The sequence below is a fragment of the Acinetobacter sp. ANC 5054 genome (genome assembly GCF_002135295.1).
In the GTDB taxonomy this organism is placed as follows: Bacteria; Pseudomonadota; Gammaproteobacteria; order Pseudomonadales; family Moraxellaceae; genus Acinetobacter.
Genome location: NZ_NEGG01000014.1, coordinates 42212 through 58689, shown reverse-complemented (window position 1 = coordinate 58689; position 16478 = coordinate 42212). Strand labels below are relative to the sequence as shown.

Below are 16478 nucleotides of genomic sequence, written 5' to 3'. Positions count from 1 at the left end.
AATAATTTAAATAAATAAGTCCGATCCGTCGGGCTTTTTTATTATCTGAATAAATGCTAAAGAATTTATAAAATAATCAATATCAATAAATATAGAATGAAAAAGGGTGAAAGACGCTAGATCAGTGAAATGCAGATAGTCTTATCAATAAAACCGCTATGAAATATGTAAAAAACGCATTTTCTTGATAGTAGAAATCTCGTTATGCTGTGCACCGTTATAATAGAAATTACTAGCTGTACGCCATGTATTTATATACTGATTTTGACCAGCAACTGGTTAATGAACGTGTTGCACAGTTCCGCGATCAAACGGAACGTTATTTAGCAGGTAAATTGACGGAAGATGAATACCGTCCACTGCGTCTTCAAAACGGCCTTTATGTACAACGTTATGCGCCTATGTTGCGTATTGCTGTGCCTTATGGTCTGATGAACTCAAAACAATTACGTAAAATTGCGGACTTAGCCAAAGATTATGACCGTGGTTATGCTCACGTCTCTACACGTCAAAACATTCAGTTTAACTGGCCTGCGCTAGAAAATGTACCTGACATGCTGCAAGAGCTTGCATCTGTTCAAATGCATGCGATTCAAACATCAGGTAACTGTATTCGTAATACCACAACTGACCAATATGCAGGTGTGGTTGCAGGTGAAATAGCTGACCCACGCCCGACTTGTGAATTGATTCGTCAATGGTCAACTTTCCACCCAGAATTTGCATTCTTGCCACGTAAGTTCAAAATTGCAGTGTCTGCACTGGAAGAAACTGACCGTGCTGCAACATCTTTCCATGATATCGGTGTGTATATCGTGAAAAATGAAGCAGGCGAAATTGGCTATAAAATCAAAGTGGGCGGTGGTTTAGGTCGTACGCCTGTGATTGGTAGCTTTATTCGTGACTTCTTGCCGCGTGAAGATTTAATTGCTTATTTAGAAGCGGTGCTTCGTGTATATAACCTGCACGGCCGTCGTGACAATAAATACAAAGCACGTATTAAAATTTTAGTGAAAGCACTGACTCCAGCTGTATTTGCTGAAAAAGTGGAAGCTGAATTTGCACATACCATCAAAACGTTAAAAATTGATGCTGATACCTTGAAGAAAATGGATGAAAACTTCACGCCATTTGATTATCAAGATTATGCAGATGAAGATTTTGCTGAACAATTTGCTGCTGAACCGAAGTTTAAACAATGGTTCAACATCAATACCAATGCACATAAAGTACAAGGTTATCGTATCGTTACGATTTCATTGAAACGTGCAGGTATTGCACCGGGTGACATGACTGTTGAAGAAATGCAATTGATTGCAGATCTTGCAGACAAATACACCTTCGGTGAATTCCGTACAACGCATGAGCAAAATATTGCGCTTGTCGATGTACCGCAAAAAGATTTGTTTGAATTGTGGAAGATCCTTGATCAACACAATTTGGCGCGTGCGCATATCGGTTTCTTAACTGACATTATCTGCTGCCCAGGTGGTGATTTCTGTTCATTGGCAAATGCGAAATCTATTCCAATTTCTGAAGCCATTTCACGCCGTTTCGATGACCTAGATACTATTTACAACTTAGGTAAATTGGATCTAAACATTTCAGGTTGTATGAATGCTTGTGGTCACCATCATGTAGGTAATATTGGTATTTTAGGTGTCGACAAAAAAGGCGCAGAATTCTACCAAATTACTTTGGGTGGTAATGCTGACCATGATGCTTCAATTGGTGACATCTTAGGCCCATCATTTGCAGCTGACGTTGTACCAGACATCATTGAAGAAATTTTAAATACTTATCTTGACCTACGTGCTGAAGGTGAAGAGTTTATTGATACATACCGCCGTGTTGGTATTCAACCATTTAAGGAGCGTGCATATGCTTAATACCGCACTTCAAGTCCTCTCTAAAGATGGCACTGTTGCTGACAACACTTTTCAAGTGATTGGTGAAGATGGCGCGTTACCGCAAGGTGATGTGGTATTAACAGTTGAGCAATTGGATCAATTGGCGAATGTGTCTGGTAAAAAAGGCTTGTTTGTCACTGTAGATGCTTCTCCTGAAGATCATCAGTTCCCGCTAGATCAGTTGGATACGATTTTTATCGACTTCGCTGGCTTCAATGATGGTCGTGGCTATTCATTTGCTGCTTTGCTTCGTCGTCAAGGTTTCCAAGGTGAACTTCGCGCAACAGGTGATGTATTCAAAGATGTTTTGAATTATATGAAGCGTTCTGGTTTTGATACTTTTGTGGTGAAAGAAGGTAAAGATATTCAGGAAGCAGCATTGGGTCTGGGTGATTTTACTAATCCATACCAAGCGTCGACTGCTGTTGCACAAGCACATTATCAAACAGGTGCTTAAGCTACCTTTTGAATAAAAAAAATCCTCCCAAGTGGAGGATTTTTTCATCATAGTTTATTAATGGTCAAGCTCGCAATTTACCATCCATTGAATGCCAAATTGATCGGTAAGTGCGCCATATAAAGCACCCCAAAAGGTCTTCTCAAGCGGCATTTCGATCGTGCCATCTTGAGAAAGCGCATCAAATAAATGGTGTGCCTTGTCTTGTTCCGATGGATCTAAGTTAATCGAAATATAGTGATTGTTGCCGATCGCAAAAGGGCGATTGGTCTGTGCGCAAAACTGTTCATTTACATCTGAGGCCATGAGAATTGTAAATTCATTAATGGGCAAAGAAATATGCATAATTTTTTGCCTGTCTGTCTCGGATAAGTTAACACCATCTTCAGCGGGTAAATCTCCATAACGCGTGAGTGTTAAAAATTCGCCGCCAAAGACAGATTGGTAAAAACGAAAAGCAGCTTCGGTCGTACCTTGAAAATTCAGATAGTGGTTCAGTTGCATTTTTGATTGTCCGTTGTTTTTATAGGTTCACTTCAATTCTAAATCGCTTTTCTTAACTTTAAATGATGCAATGATTAAAAAATGTAAGCATAAAAAATCCTCCACTGAGGGAGGATTTTAATACGCTTTTTTTGACAAGAAGGGCTGAAATAACCCCTCTCAATCTCCCTTTAACAAGGGAGGCTATGAAGCATTAAATTAGTTCAATTGCTACAGCAGTTGCTTCACCGCCGCCAATACAGAGGGCTGCAATACCACGTTTACCGTCAGTACGTTTCAATGCGTGAATCAGCGTCAAAATAATACGAGAGCCTGTAGAGCCAACAGGGTGTCCCAGTGCACATGCACCACCATTGATATTCACTTTCTCAGCATCTAAGTTGAATTCATCGATTGGGCACATCGTCACCATGGCAAAGGCTTCATTGATTTCCCAAAGGTCAACCTCTTGTGCATCCCAACCCGTAGCATTTAATACTTTTTGAATCGCACCGACTGGCGCAATGGTAAACTCAGAAGGGTGTTGAGAGTTAGACGCATAAGCTACAATTTTCGCTAAAGGCGCTAAACCTTTTGCCGCAGCATTTTCAACTGAGGTTAAAACCAAAGCCGACGCACCGTCGGAAATTGAACTGGCATTGGCAGCTGTGATCGTACCGTCTTTGGCAAATGCAGGGCGCAGGGTCGGAATTTTGTCGATGTTGGCATTGAATGGCTGTTCATCTTTATCGACAATCACATCACCATTGCGGCTTGAAACAGTGACAGGTACAATTTCATCAGCAAAATAGCCTTCTGTAATCGCTGTTTGTGCACGCTTAAGTGAACGAATTGCAAAATCATCCATTTGTTCACGGCTATAGCCTTTGGTATTTGCCATATCTTGTGCAAAAGAACCCATGAGGCGGCCAGTTTCAGCATCTTCAAGACCATCCAAGAACATATGATCTTTTACATCGCCATGACCCATACGGTAGCCTGCACGTGCTTTCGTCAAGATGTAAGGTGCATTGGTCATAGATTCCATACCGCCTGCAACTGCAATCTGGGCAGAACCGGCTTTGATCATGTCCGCAGCTTGCATCACGGCTTTCATTCCAGAACCACATAGTTTGTTAATGGTCACCGCACCAGTTGAGTCGGGAAGACCCGCCTGACGCATTGCTTGACGTGCAGGACCTTGTTTTAAGCCAGCTGGTAATACACAGCCCATAATGACTTCTTCAACATCGGTAGGCTGCAGACCTGAGCGCGAAATGGCTTCTTTAATCGCTGCTGCGCCCAATTGTGGTGCGGTTAAGCCTGCTAGGCTACCTTGAAATCCACCCATTGCAGTACGGGCACCATTAACGATGACGATATCAGTCATTATGAATCTCCAATTCCATAGATTAATTTTTAAAATGCACTAGCAGTATATGTAAAACAAGGGAGGAATAAAGACTAATTGATGCTTCCTTGTAGACGCATGGGTTTCCACTTTTAAAGTTTTAACAACTCGCAGGATGTTCTACTCGCATATGTCCCATATTACTCAGCACGATACGAAGGTGCTGGACTGCTGTTTTAGAGCAATAATAAAAGCTTCCATTTGAACCATTGGGTAAGCCATAGCTCGCTTGATAGGTGAGGCTCGGGATTCTAAGCGTACCTTTCCATGCTAAATCACCATACTTTAAATTGAGCTGCTCAAAATGCAGTATTTTTTCATTATTATCTATACGTCTGTTTTTATTGGTGTCGGCAAATACAATTAAACCTGTATTCCACATGTTTGCGAGACATTGCTGCTGATCTATGGTTGGGCAAATTACTATATTTGATCGATATAAGCTTGCGCTGTTACGGGCTAATTGATTGATATTAAATAAAGTGAACTGTAAATTTTTTCGCTCACGCTCGGCCATAAAGTTGTTGAAATGTGGTAGTGCAATAGTTACAACGATTGCGATAATACCAATCACCACCATGAGTTCAATCAAAGTGAACCCTTTCTTTTTTGTATAAAGCATTGATTTAATCCAAATTTTAATATTATTTTTATATTTTTCAGGTAGTATCGAAATTTAATAGCATTATGCAAATTGAGTATAGAATTTTATTACTCAATTTTTGATAAAGCTGTTAAAATAAAAAATAGCAAGTCACAATAAGCGATTCACTGCATAGAATTGAGTAAAAAATTACCGAATTACAACGGAAATTGTAAGTAATTTTGTCAATAATTTACTTGATTAGATTAATCAAGCACTTGGAAAAATAATAAAGTGTTTGTATGATTCAGCGTGAATAGCTTAAAAAAAAAACTGGGGTATTTAGAAAGCCTATCTCAGGATAGCCAAATTTTCGGCTTGAGCTTGAACAACAATTGTTATCTCTGGAGGATAAATCCATGAAAATGAGTCGTATTGCATTAGCAATGCTCGTAGCTGCTCCTTTAGCTGCTGCAAACGCAGGCGTAACTGTTACTCCATTAATGCTTGGTTACACTTTCCAAGACTCTCAACACAATAACGGTCGTGGTAACTTGACTGATAGCCCTGAGCTACAAGACGACTTATTTGTTGGTGCAGCACTTGGTGTTGAATTAACTCCATGGTTAGGTTTCGAAGCTGAATATAACCAAGTGAAAGGTGATGTAGACGTTGATTTTGGCGAATACAAACAAACTCAAATCAATGGTAACTTCTATGCTACTTCTGATTTAATCACTAAAAACTATGACAGCAAAGTTAAACCATATGTATTACTAGGTGCTGGTCACTATAAATACAAATTTGACGAAGCAGCTGCTCGTGGTTTAAATGGTCCTGATCGTGGTACTACTGAAGAAGGTACTTTAGGTAACGCAGGTCTAGGTGCTTTCTGGCGCTTAAACGATGCTTTATCTCTACGTACTGAAGCTCGTGCTACTTACAACATCGACGAAGATTTCTGGAACTACACAGCTTTAGCTGGTCTTAACGTAGTTCTTGGTGGTCACTTGAAACCAGCTGCTCCTGTAGTTGAAGTTGCTCCTGTAGCTCCAGTTGCTCCAGTTGCTCCAGCTCCACAAGAGTTGACTGAAGACCTTAACATGGAACTTCGTGTATTCTTTGATACAAACAAATCAAACATCAAAGATCAATACAAACCAGAAATCGCGAAAGTTGCTGAAAAGTTAGTTGAATACCCTAACGCAACTGCTCGTATTGAAGGTCACACAGATAACACTGGTCCACGTGCGCTAAACGAACGTTTATCACTTGCTCGTGCTAACTCTGTTAAATCTTCATTGGTTAACGAATACAACGTAGATGCTTCACGTTTATCTACTCAAGGTTTCGCTTGGGATCAACCAATTGCAGACAACAACACTAAAGAAGGTCGTGCTATGAACCGTCGTGTATTCGCGACTATTTCTGGTAGCCGTACTGTAGTGGCTCAATAATCTAAACTTGCTTTAGTTTATTGTAGTGAAAAAAAGCGACTCTTCTGAGTCGCTTTTTTTACGTCTAAAATTTTTAAAATATTAAAATTCTTATATTTATAAGTATTGATTCAATATGATTACAAAGTCTTTAAAGTACAGAAACATATAAATTAAAGTGGATATAATACAGTTAAAAATTTAAGAGCGACTTCACGCTAAGTAAAAACATATAGAAATAAGCAGGGCATCAAGGCTATAGCCTTATATGATTACAACATTGTTTTTAATCCTACAGTGTTACTGTGAAGAGTATGATTTTTTTGAGAAATACTAGAGATTAATTAATTGGACTTTTGGAAAGTGGCGATTGTAGATTTTTGAAGTAATGATTGAAGTGCTTAATTTAAACGACAAAGTTGGTGTAAACCTATACGTAGGTTATGATGCGTCATACTCAAGATTTCGGAAAACGACCAATAAGTATATGGATACCAAATAAAAAATAATGAGTAAATTATTTTAGGCGTAAAAAAGCAGTCTGTAGACTGCTTTTTATTTGAACATTTTATATGGGGATTAGTCTTGATCAACTTTCATAGGTTTTACATCCATATCTTGATATGAAATCAACTTGGTTTTGTATTTCAACTTATAACCCAACCAAATGGCAAGGAATAAGAAAATACCAATATAAGTAGAGACAACTGCTAACCATTCACCATCTAAAACGGCTTGATAGTTCTGTCCGAGTACCACGATGGCACACAGAATAAAGGCAAACCACGGTGCAAATGGGAAAAATTTTGCACGGTAAGCAAGGTTTTCCAATTTATTGCCTTGAGCCAAGTAGCCTTTACGGAAGCGATAATGTGAAACAGCAATACCGAGCCACACAATAAAGCCACACATACCCGACATGTTCAGTAGCCAGTTAAATACCGCTTGTTCACCGATAAATGTGGTTAAGAAGCACAGTGCCGCGATCGCTGTCGTAGCATAAAGCGCATTCATCGGTACACCACGTGCATCTAAGTGACCAAAGACTTTAGGTGCACTGCCTTTACGTGCCATATCAAACAGCATACGGGTAGAGGAGTACATGCCAGAGTTACCTGCTGATAAAATCGCAGTTAGGATCACAGCATTCATCACCGATGCAGCAAAGGCAAAACCTGCTTTTTCATACAGTAAGGTAAATGGTGATAGCGCAATATTTTCAGAAGATGCAGCTTGTAATAAGCGTGGGTCATCATAGGCAATCAGTGTGCCGATAATAAAAATACACACGATGTAAAATAACAAGATACGCCAGAAAATTTGCTTGATGGCAATAGGAATGGTCTTTTCAGGATCTTTTGATTCACCTGCAGCCACACCGACCATTTCAGTCCCTTGGAAAGAGAAACCAGCAATCATGGCAACACCAATCAAGGCAGATAAACCACCTACAAATGGAGCTTCACCTCTGCTCCAATTGGCAAATGTTTCTACACCCGGTGTTAGCATGATTTTGCCAATCATAAACAGACCGATAATGATAAAGGCAACAATTGCGAGCACTTTAACAAGCGAGAAGAAGAATTCTGACTCACCAAAGCCTTTTACGGTCAGTGCATTAATGGCAAAGACGATTGCGAGGAAAATCGCACTCCAGTAGAAGCCCGGAATATCTGGAAACCAGAATTTCATAATGAATTGGACTGCAACCAATTCAAATGCCACGGTAATCGCCCAGTTGTACCAATAGTTCCAACCCAAAGCGAAGCCGAAACCACCCTCGACATATTTTGTACCGTAGGTAAAGAATGCACCCGAAGTTGGGTTATGTGTTGCAAGCTCACCTAAGCTGGTCATCAAGAAGTAAATCATGATACCAATTAAACAGTAGGCGAGAAGTGCGCCGCCTGGGCCTGCATTGGCAATGGTTGCACCAGAAGCAAGGAATAAACCTGTACCAATTGAGCCACCGATTGCAATCATGTTGAGATGGCGAGCACCCAACTTACGCTGAAGCTGAGCTGGTTTTTGAGTTTCGCTCATCATTATTCCTTAAGATTTTTTTGCGTGCTCGCGAACAGCACTTTAAAGCCTTGTTGGTCAGCTTTTACTGTGCATTGACCGTAATGTTGCTCAATTAAAGTTGGATAATTGAGGAAGCGGTTTGCAACAATCCAAAGCTCACCCCCAGACTTTAAGTGTCTGCGCGATGTTTTGCATAGATTTTCACTGGCATTGTAGTCGGTTTGAATCCCTTGATGGAAGGGTGGGTTGCTGACAATAGCGTGCAAAAATAGTGGAGCATCTTCAATACCCGATACAGCTTTAATCTCAAGTTGTTCAGGTTGAAGTAAATTTTGTTCAAATGTCATTTGAGTTGAAGCTAAAGCAAAAGCATCAACATCCATCGCGAAAATACGATTTTTAGGATTAAGTTTGGCTAAATAGGCACTAATCACACCTGCACCACAGCCAAAATCCGCAATTTTTCCGGAAGTGACTTGGGACAAATATGGCAATAAAGTTGCGGTTCCAACATCGAGTCGATTCTGACTAAAGACACCTGGCAAGGCACAAATCGTCAGATCACCATTTGGTGTTGCAACGGTATATTGTTGTACCCAGTCTTTTAATGCTTTGGTATTGACTGTTTTTTCTAACTGGGTTTGCCACATTTGGCAATGTCGTGCGCTATCGAGTTTTAATGTTTTACCATAAGGCAGCATTTGTTTCGCAGCACGTTCAACCCCAGCTTTTTTCTCACCGACCAAGAATATTGAAGCACCTTGAGCCAGATGGCTTGCGACATTATGTAGAAGATAATTGAGTAATTCTTTTGATTTAGGCACAAAAATCACGGCTTGGTCAAATTGAGCTTCTGGAAACTCGACACCAAAATGCACGTCGGATTGCTGCGACTGGAAATACTGAAAATCATTATAATTCCAGCACCAAATAGCGGGCTGGACGGATTCGTTGAATTGATTGAGTAAATCATCTGTCGGTGCATTGACGAATAACACACGGCCTTTCAATAAATCGATCTGTCGACAAACGACTTCACTTGTTAGATCCATAGATCTCTCCATCACAAAAAACACTGCCTAGGGCGAACCTAGGCAGTGTCTTTAGACAAATGAACTTACTTCTTCACTTCAGGAAGAACAATATTCAAAATAAGGGCAGCGATACCACCAGTGGCAACACCTGAGCTAAAGATATTACGGAACAATTCAGGAAGATGTTCAAGGATTTGTGGTACTTGTGCAACACCTAAACCCAATGCCAATGAAATCGCAATGATTAATAATGCGCGGCGATCGAGATGAATGCCTGACAAGATATTAATACCCGAGGCAGCCACAGCACCGAACATCACCATTACAGCACCACCTAGAACCGCTTGCGGTACCGCTTGAATCACACCTGCTACAGCAGGAAGTAAGCCTAAAATAACCAATAGAGCAGCAATCCAAATCCCTACATAACGACTTGCAACACCAGTTAATTGAATCACACCATTATTTTGTGCGAAAACAGAACTTGGGAAAGTATTGAAAATACCTGCTAAGAAAGAGTTTGCACCATTGACCAGCACACCACCTTTAATACGCTTCATCCATTCAGGACCATCTACAGCTTGATTTGAAAGCTTAGAAGTCGCAGTAATATCGCCAATCGCTTCTAAAGATGTCACAAGGTAGATAAATGCCATTGGGATGAATAAGCTCCAAGAGAAGCTTAAACCAAAGTGCATTGGTGTAGGGATCTGAACTAATGGTGCATCTTTTAAACCATCAAAGTTTAAATGCCCCATAAAGCCTGCAAGGATATAACCCACTACAAGAGCGATTAAAATTGCAGAACTTTTCACCCATGTAATACGTACGCGGTTGAGTAAAATAATAAGTGCCAAAACTGTACATGACATGATGAGGTTGTCTGCATTGGCAAAGGTTTTATCGCCCATGGCTTGATAACCACCACCCATGCTGATTAAACCCTCTTTAATGAGGGTCAAACCAATCAACAACACCACAATACCAGTGACCAATGGCGTAATCAGTTTTTTCACCCAAGGCAAAATACGTGACACACCCATTTCAATAAATGAACCCGCGATCACCACACCAAAAATGGAAGCCATGACTGCTTCTACAGGCGTACCTGCTGCAACCATCGCTGAACCAATACCGATAATAGGACCAATAAAGTTAAAGCTTGTGCCTTGTACAATTAAAAGACCAGCACCGAAAGGGCCAACTTTTTTACATTGTAGAAAAGTAGCAATACCAGAGATCACCAAAGACATGGAAAGAATCATGTTGGTGTCTTCTTGTGACACGCCAAGCGCCAAACAGATTAACAATCCTGGCGTCACGATTGGAACGATGATAGCCAATAAATGCTGAAAAGCTGCTAAGAAAGCGATAAATGGTTTTGGTCGATCGTTGAGTCCATAGACCAAATCGAGCTGATTTTGTGAGTTGGGAGATTGATTGAGATCAGACATGCGGCACTGAAAATTAAGGCTAGGTGGCGCTATTCTAATCTGTTTACACAGCTTTACAAAACCTAAAGCGTGCCAGTCGTCAAAAAAAATGCCATTGTCAATAAACTGTCACTACTAAAATCTATATTTTTTCTGTATAATTTGCCCTCAAACTTTAGGCGTATCGAATTCACATGTCAGATATTAAAACTCTCCGTAACATTGCCATCATCGCGCACGTCGACCATGGTAAAACTACTCTTGTAGATAAACTTTTACAGCAATCAGGTGCTCTTGGCGATCGCGCAGGCGAGATCGAACGTGTAATGGATTCTGGCGCTATCGAAAGCGAACGTGGTATTACCATTCTTGCAAAAAACACTGCAATCAAATGGTTAGACAAACGTACTGATACTGAATACCGTATCAACATCGTGGACACCCCGGGACACGCCGATTTCGGTGGTGAAGTAGAACGTGTTATGTCGATGGTTGACTGCGTACTTCTTCTTGTAGATTCTCAAGAAGGTCCAATGCCACAAACTCGTTTCGTAACGCAAAAAGCGTTCGCACGTGGTTTGAAACCAATCGTAATTATCAACAAAGTTGATAAACCAAGTGCACGTCCTGACTGGGTAATTGACCAAGTATTCGATTTGTTCGACAACCTTGGCGGTACTGATGAACAGTTAGATTTCCCTGTTGTCTATGCTTCAGGTCTTCGCGGTGTGGCTGGTCCATCTCCAGAAGAACTTGCTGAAGACATGACTCCATTGTTCGAAACAATTGTAGACATCGTTGAACCACCAGCAGTTGACGTTGATGGTCCATTCCAAATGCAAGTATCTTCACTTGACTATAACAGCTTCGTAGGTGTTATCGGTGTTGGTCGTATTCAACGCGGTTCAGTGAAATTAAACACTCCTGTAACCGTAATCGACAAAGAAGGTAAAACTCGTAACGGTCGTATCTTAAAAATCATGGGTTACCATGGTTTAGAACGTATCGATGTTGAATCAGCTCAAGCAGGTGACATCGTTTGTGTAACAGGTATTGATGAACTTCATATCTCTGACACAATCTGTGATCAAAAAGCAGTTGAAGCACTTCCAGCGCTTTCTGTAGATGAGCCTACAGTGTCTATGACTTTCCAAGTAAACAACTCACCGTTTGCTGGTAAAGAAGGTAAATTCGTTACTTCACGTAATATCCGTGAACGTCTTGACCGCGAATTGATTCACAACGTAGCGCTTCGTGTTGAAGATACTGACAGTCCAGACCGTTTCAAAGTATCTGGTCGTGGTGAACTTCACCTTTCAGTTCTTATTGAAAACATGCGTCGTGAAGGCTTCGAAATGGGCGTATCACGTCCACAAGTAATCTTGAAAGAAGTTGATGGTGAAAAACAAGAACCTTACGAAAACGTAACGTTTGACGTTGAAGAACAACACCAAGGTTCTGTAATGGAACAAATGGGTCACCGTAAAGGTGAAATGACCAATATGGAAGTTGATGGCAAAGGCCGTATCCGTATTGAAGCAACTGTTCCTTCACGTGGTTTGATTGGTTTCCGTTCTGAATTCTTAACGATGACTTCAGGTACAGGTATCATGACATCAAGCTTCTCGCATTACGGTCCGATGAAACAAGGTACTGTTGCGAAACGTCAAAACGGTGTGTTGATTTCTATGGTTCAAGGCGTTTGCTTGGGCTACGCATTGTTTACACTTCAAGACCGTGGTCGTCTATTTGCTAAACCACAGTTAGAAGTTTATGAAGGTATGATCGTTGGTATCAACTCACGTTCAGACGACATGACTGTAAACCCAACTAAAGCAAAACAGTTAACAAACGTACGTGCTTCTGGTACTGATGATGCATTAACACTTGTTCCAAACATTGAGTTTACGCTTGAACAAGCGCTTGAATTCATTGAAGACGACGAATTAGTTGAAGTAACACCTAAGTCAATCCGTATCCGTAAACGTTGGTTGACTGAAAACGAACGTAAACGTAACCGTAATAACTAATTTTTAATTAGTCTAAACGGATAAAACCGCAATCTTTTCGAAGATTGCGGTTTTTTTATGTGACTTTTTCTATAGATGAATAAATATGATATTTGGTGGCTGTATTCAACTTTTTAGATATACATAATAAAGTTGAAGCTCGGGACAAAGAAGCTAAATAATTTGTGTGTATTTTTATACATGACATTTAGAAATTGATAAAAACCAAGTAAATTAGGTGGAAATGAAGAAGTATTAATAATGTATACTTCATCACAAAATTAAATCAGAAAAATTTCTGGAGTTCGCATGAGTATTATTCAAGAATTTAGAGAATTTGCCGTAAAAGGTAATGTGATGGATTTGGCTGTCGGTGTGATCATTGGCGGCGCTTTCGGTAAAATTATCGACTCAATGGTTAAAGATATCGTAATGCCATTGATCTCATGGATTTTGGGCGGTGATGTTGATTATTCAAACTGGTTCTTAGTACTAGGTGATAATCCAAACAACCTTACAACCTTAAAAGCAGCTCAGGATGCAGGTTTAAACGTTTTTGCATATGGTAACTTTCTGACCATCTTAATCAACTTCTTGCTATTGGCATGGGTTGTGTTCTGGTTAGTCAAAATAATGAACAAAATGCGCCGCAAACAAGAAGCGGAAGCACCAGCAGAAGAGCCAACTCCAGAAGAAATCGCATTGTTACGTGAAATTCGTGATGAATTGAAACGCAAAGGTTAATTTAACATTTGAATTAAAAACGGCACATTAAGTGCCGTTTTTTTTAAGAATTTCTCACTTTAACAAAGCGAGGAAAAGTTCCCTTTTTTAGAGTGGGCTTTCTTCCCTTTAAATAAGTTGATATGCACAGCACATCGGAAAGGGATTAATGTGATTAATCCATCCGGAATTTAATTTCCAGTAAATGCCAACCAAATTGGCTTTTGATTGGGCCATGCAGTTCACGTTCTGGCAAAGTGAATACGGCTTTATCAATAGGCCCGACCAGCTGACCTTTTTTTATATCACCCAGTTCACCGCCTTTTTTTCCAGAAGGACAGGTTGAATGTTGTTTGGCAATTTTGGCAAAATCAGCACCGCCTTTGATTTTCTTTTTCAGTTGTTCGCACAGCTCTTTATCTTTGACTAAGATATGACGGACGATGGCAGACTTCATGCTTTACTTCCTTTCGGGGATTTCTTGCTGGCTATTTTAACCTTTTTTAAAGGCTGGCACTCTGGGCAAAACACACTTGCGCGCTGTCCAAGTTTCAAATTCTGTAAAGTCGTTTCACAGTTGATGCACATTTCGCCCGCGCGTCCATAGGCCAGTAAGGTTTGTTGGAAATAACCATTTTCACCCATCGCATTGGTGTAGTCGCGTAAAGTTGAGCCCCCCAAATCAATCGCCTGTTTAAGAATACGTTTAATCTCAACGACCATTTTTTCAACTTGTGTAAAGCTTAGACTAGACGCAGGCTGTGCAGGATGAATGCCTAAGTTGAATAAGCTTTCTGTAGCGTAAATATTGCCGACACCCACCACGACATGGTTATCCATAATCGCAACTTTGATACCCGTTTGTTTATTTTTAAATTTATTGAACAGGTATTCTGCATTAAAGGCATCACTTAAGGGTTCAGGCCCTAAAGTATCAATCAATTTGCTTTGTGAATAATCATCTAGCCATAAAATGCAGCCAAAGCGACGCGGATCATGGTAGCGCAATTGCATGTCTTCAAATTGAATCACCAAATGATCATGTTTGCGTAATTCTTCATGACCCTCACAAATACGGAAACTCCCCGACATGCCTAAATGCCACAGCATGGTATCGTGTTCAAACTCTGCCAAAATATACTTAGAACGTCGGCTCAGTTTCAGTAACTTTTGCCCCACTAACTTTTGGATATCGTCTGGAATGGGCCAACGCAGGCTCGACTGATAGACATCCACCTTCAACACTTTTTCATTCAGTAAAGGCAATAGACTGGTTTTAGTGGTTTCAACTTCTGGTAATTCAGGCATACAAGTGATGAAAAGAGAGGTTAAGGATCTTGCAGATAATATTGGGTTTTAGGAGCTGGATTGCAAGGTGTATTCAACTGCATAAAGAGGTTGAAGCTCAAAACATATTGAAAGTAAGACAAAAAAGTAAACCAATCAGTCAATCACATGAGTTTATGTTATTTCATCTAATGTTAAAGTTGTTTGTTTTTATAATGTAATAGATTGAAAACTATAAAATTATTTTCATATTAATAGAGTTGGTTTGATATTTAGCTAATTTTTATAAAAAAAAGTTTAATAAATGATAAAAATTATGCTGAGATAGAATGTGAAAAGTTATGTAATTTTTACGGCATTAATTTCAAGCCATTAGGCTCATATCTGTAGGTTTTACAGATCTAGGTTTTCACATGAAAAAATTCAGTCTCGCATTTTTACCTATTCTTGTTTTGGCAGTCATGACTCAAGCTGATGCAGCAGATGTGTTCGATACCAAAGGTCAGTACATGTTAGGGGATTGGGATGGTAAACGTACCGAACTTGCACAGCAAGGTGTGAAATTTGAAGCAAATATTGCTGCAGATGCCGCTTATCTTGCAGATGGTGGGCGTAATGCAGGGCATTCAGCGACTGTTGCCAGCCAATTGTGGTTGGGTACGCAGCTCGATATGGAAAAATTAGCGGGTTGGAATGGTGTGACTGTTCGTGCGGTGATGACGGCACGTCAAGGTCAAAGTACATCTGTTCGAGATTTACAAGACCCCTCTGCACCACAGTTGGCCAATGTACAAGCTAATTTTGGTCGTGGTAACCAAGACAGTCGTTTAACTGAGCTCTCAATTGAAAAGAATTTCAAAGAACAAGGCATTAGCGTAAAAGCTGGGCGTTTGGGTCTAGGGACGGACTTTAACGTGATGGCATGTGACTTTGAAAGTAATGCCTTCTGTGCTGCACAAATGGGTAAATGGCAAGGTAGCATGTGGATGAACACACCTGTAGCACAATGGGGTGGACGCGTTAAATATCAGGCAACACCAGAGCTTGCTGCACAGGTTGGTGTATACGAATTTAACCCAGACAATGGCAATGCCAAAGCCGAAGGTCAGGGGTGGAGCTTAGATACAGAAAATGCAGATGGTCTAACGATTCCTGTTGAACTCGTTTGGACACCTAAACAATTGGTGAATGGACTACCAGGTAGTTACCGTGTTGGTGCGATGTACAACACCGCAGATGAAGTCAAGAACCAAAAAGATATTGCCAACCCTAGCGATGCCAAAAACCGTACATTTGGTGGATGGGTTGCCGTTGAGCAACAGTTAACGTCTACAGGTGAAGGCCGTCGTGGTTTGCATAGTTTTGCGAACTTTACTTGGCATGATCGTGTCACAACCAAAGTGGATAATTCACAACAATTGGGTCTGAAATATATTGGTTTAGCAGATCGCTTACCGAATGACATGATTGGCTTAGGTGTAAACCGTGCCCATATAAATAGCCGTCTATCGGCAGAAAAATTTGATGCCAGTGCAGAATATAATGTCGAGTTGAACTATAGCCATAACCCTACGAAATGGTTGATGATTCGTCCAAGTTTACAATATGTGATTAACCCAGGCTCAACAAATCGAGTTGGTGATGCTTTCCTAATTGGTTTAAGCTCTAAGGTAACATTCTAATGACC

14 protein-coding genes are annotated in these 16478 nt (G+C 40.4%); 6 read left to right on the top strand and 8 right to left on the bottom strand.

Annotated features, from left to right (window positions below; all coding sequences use genetic code 11):
• Positions 1–245: 245 nt before the first annotated feature.
• On the top strand, positions 246–1889 hold the full coding sequence (locus B9T33_RS13710; protein WP_086179460.1) for a nitrite/sulfite reductase: 1644 nt from the start codon (positions 246–248) through the stop codon (positions 1887–1889).
• On the top strand, positions 1882–2367 hold the full coding sequence (locus B9T33_RS13705) for a DUF934 domain-containing protein (RefSeq protein WP_086179459.1): 486 nt from the start codon (positions 1882–1884) through the stop codon (positions 2365–2367). The genes B9T33_RS13710 and B9T33_RS13705 overlap by 8 nt, the downstream gene beginning before the upstream one ends.
• Positions 2368–2424: 57 nt before the next feature.
• Here B9T33_RS13705 and B9T33_RS13700 read toward each other — a convergent pair whose 3' ends face one another.
• From B9T33_RS13700 to B9T33_RS13690, 3 genes are all read right to left on the bottom strand, one after another.
• Positions 2425–2871: a VOC family protein gene (locus B9T33_RS13700; RefSeq protein ID WP_086179458.1), complete on the bottom strand. Its 447-nt coding sequence runs from the start codon at positions 2869–2871 to the stop codon at positions 2425–2427.
• Positions 2872–3064: 193 nt separating this feature from the next.
• The gene (locus B9T33_RS13695) at positions 3065–4240 is read right to left on the bottom strand and encodes a thiolase family protein (RefSeq protein ID WP_086179457.1); all 1176 of its coding nucleotides are present in this window, start codon (positions 4238–4240) and stop codon (positions 3065–3067) included.
• Positions 4241–4361: 121 nt separating this feature from the next.
• On the bottom strand, positions 4362–4883 hold the full coding sequence (locus B9T33_RS13690) for a GspH/FimT family protein (protein WP_086179456.1): 522 nt from the start codon (positions 4881–4883) through the stop codon (positions 4362–4364).
• A gap of 380 nt (positions 4884–5263) precedes the next feature.
• Here B9T33_RS13690 and omp38 point away from each other — a divergent pair, with 380 nt between their 5' ends.
• Positions 5264–6301, top strand: a complete 1038-nt coding sequence (omp38, locus tag B9T33_RS13685; RefSeq protein ID WP_086179455.1) for an outer membrane protein Omp38 — start codon at positions 5264–5266, stop codon at positions 6299–6301.
• Between the two features lie 558 nt (positions 6302–6859).
• Here omp38 and B9T33_RS13680 read toward each other — a convergent pair.
• The 3 genes from B9T33_RS13680 to B9T33_RS13670 form a co-directional block, all read right to left on the bottom strand.
• A complete protein-coding gene (locus B9T33_RS13680; protein WP_086179454.1) occupies positions 6860–8323 on the bottom strand; it encodes an amino acid permease in 1464 nt (487 codons plus the stop codon).
• A gap of 2 nt (positions 8324–8325) precedes the next feature.
• A complete protein-coding gene (locus B9T33_RS13675) occupies positions 8326–9357 on the bottom strand; it encodes a methyltransferase (RefSeq protein ID WP_086179453.1) in 1032 nt (343 codons plus the stop codon).
• Positions 9358–9422: 65 nt separating this feature from the next.
• On the bottom strand, positions 9423–10793 hold the full coding sequence (locus tag B9T33_RS13670) for a uracil-xanthine permease family protein (protein ID WP_086179452.1): 1371 nt from the start codon (positions 10791–10793) through the stop codon (positions 9423–9425).
• A gap of 173 nt (positions 10794–10966) precedes the next feature.
• Between B9T33_RS13670 and typA the strand changes: the two genes are divergently transcribed.
• Together typA and mscL are read left to right on the top strand one after the other, a co-directional pair.
• Entirely contained in the window at positions 10967–12802 is a 1836-nt protein-coding gene (gene typA / locus B9T33_RS13665; protein WP_086179451.1) for a translational GTPase TypA, read from the top strand.
• A gap of 288 nt (positions 12803–13090) precedes the next feature.
• A complete protein-coding gene (gene mscL / locus B9T33_RS13660) occupies positions 13091–13525 on the top strand; it encodes a large conductance mechanosensitive channel protein MscL (protein ID WP_086179450.1) in 435 nt (144 codons plus the stop codon).
• 154 nt (positions 13526–13679) lie between these two features.
• Here mscL and B9T33_RS13655 read toward each other — a convergent pair whose 3' ends face one another.
• Together B9T33_RS13655 and mutM are read right to left on the bottom strand one after the other, a co-directional pair.
• Positions 13680–13961 (bottom strand): peptidylprolyl isomerase, encoded by a 282-nt coding sequence (locus B9T33_RS13655; RefSeq protein ID WP_067764891.1) that lies wholly within the window; start codon positions 13959–13961, stop codon positions 13680–13682.
• A complete protein-coding gene (gene mutM, locus B9T33_RS13650; RefSeq protein WP_086179449.1) occupies positions 13958–14812 on the bottom strand; it encodes a bifunctional DNA-formamidopyrimidine glycosylase/DNA-(apurinic or apyrimidinic site) lyase in 855 nt (284 codons plus the stop codon). Before mutM ends, B9T33_RS13655 begins: the two co-directional genes overlap by 4 nt.
• A gap of 392 nt (positions 14813–15204) precedes the next feature.
• On the opposite strand from mutM, the gene B9T33_RS13645 reads away from it, so the two are divergent.
• Positions 15205–16473, top strand: coding sequence for a carbohydrate porin (locus B9T33_RS13645; RefSeq protein WP_086179448.1), 1269 nt, complete (start codon positions 15205–15207; stop codon positions 16471–16473).
• Positions 16474–16478 lie beyond the last annotated feature (5 nt).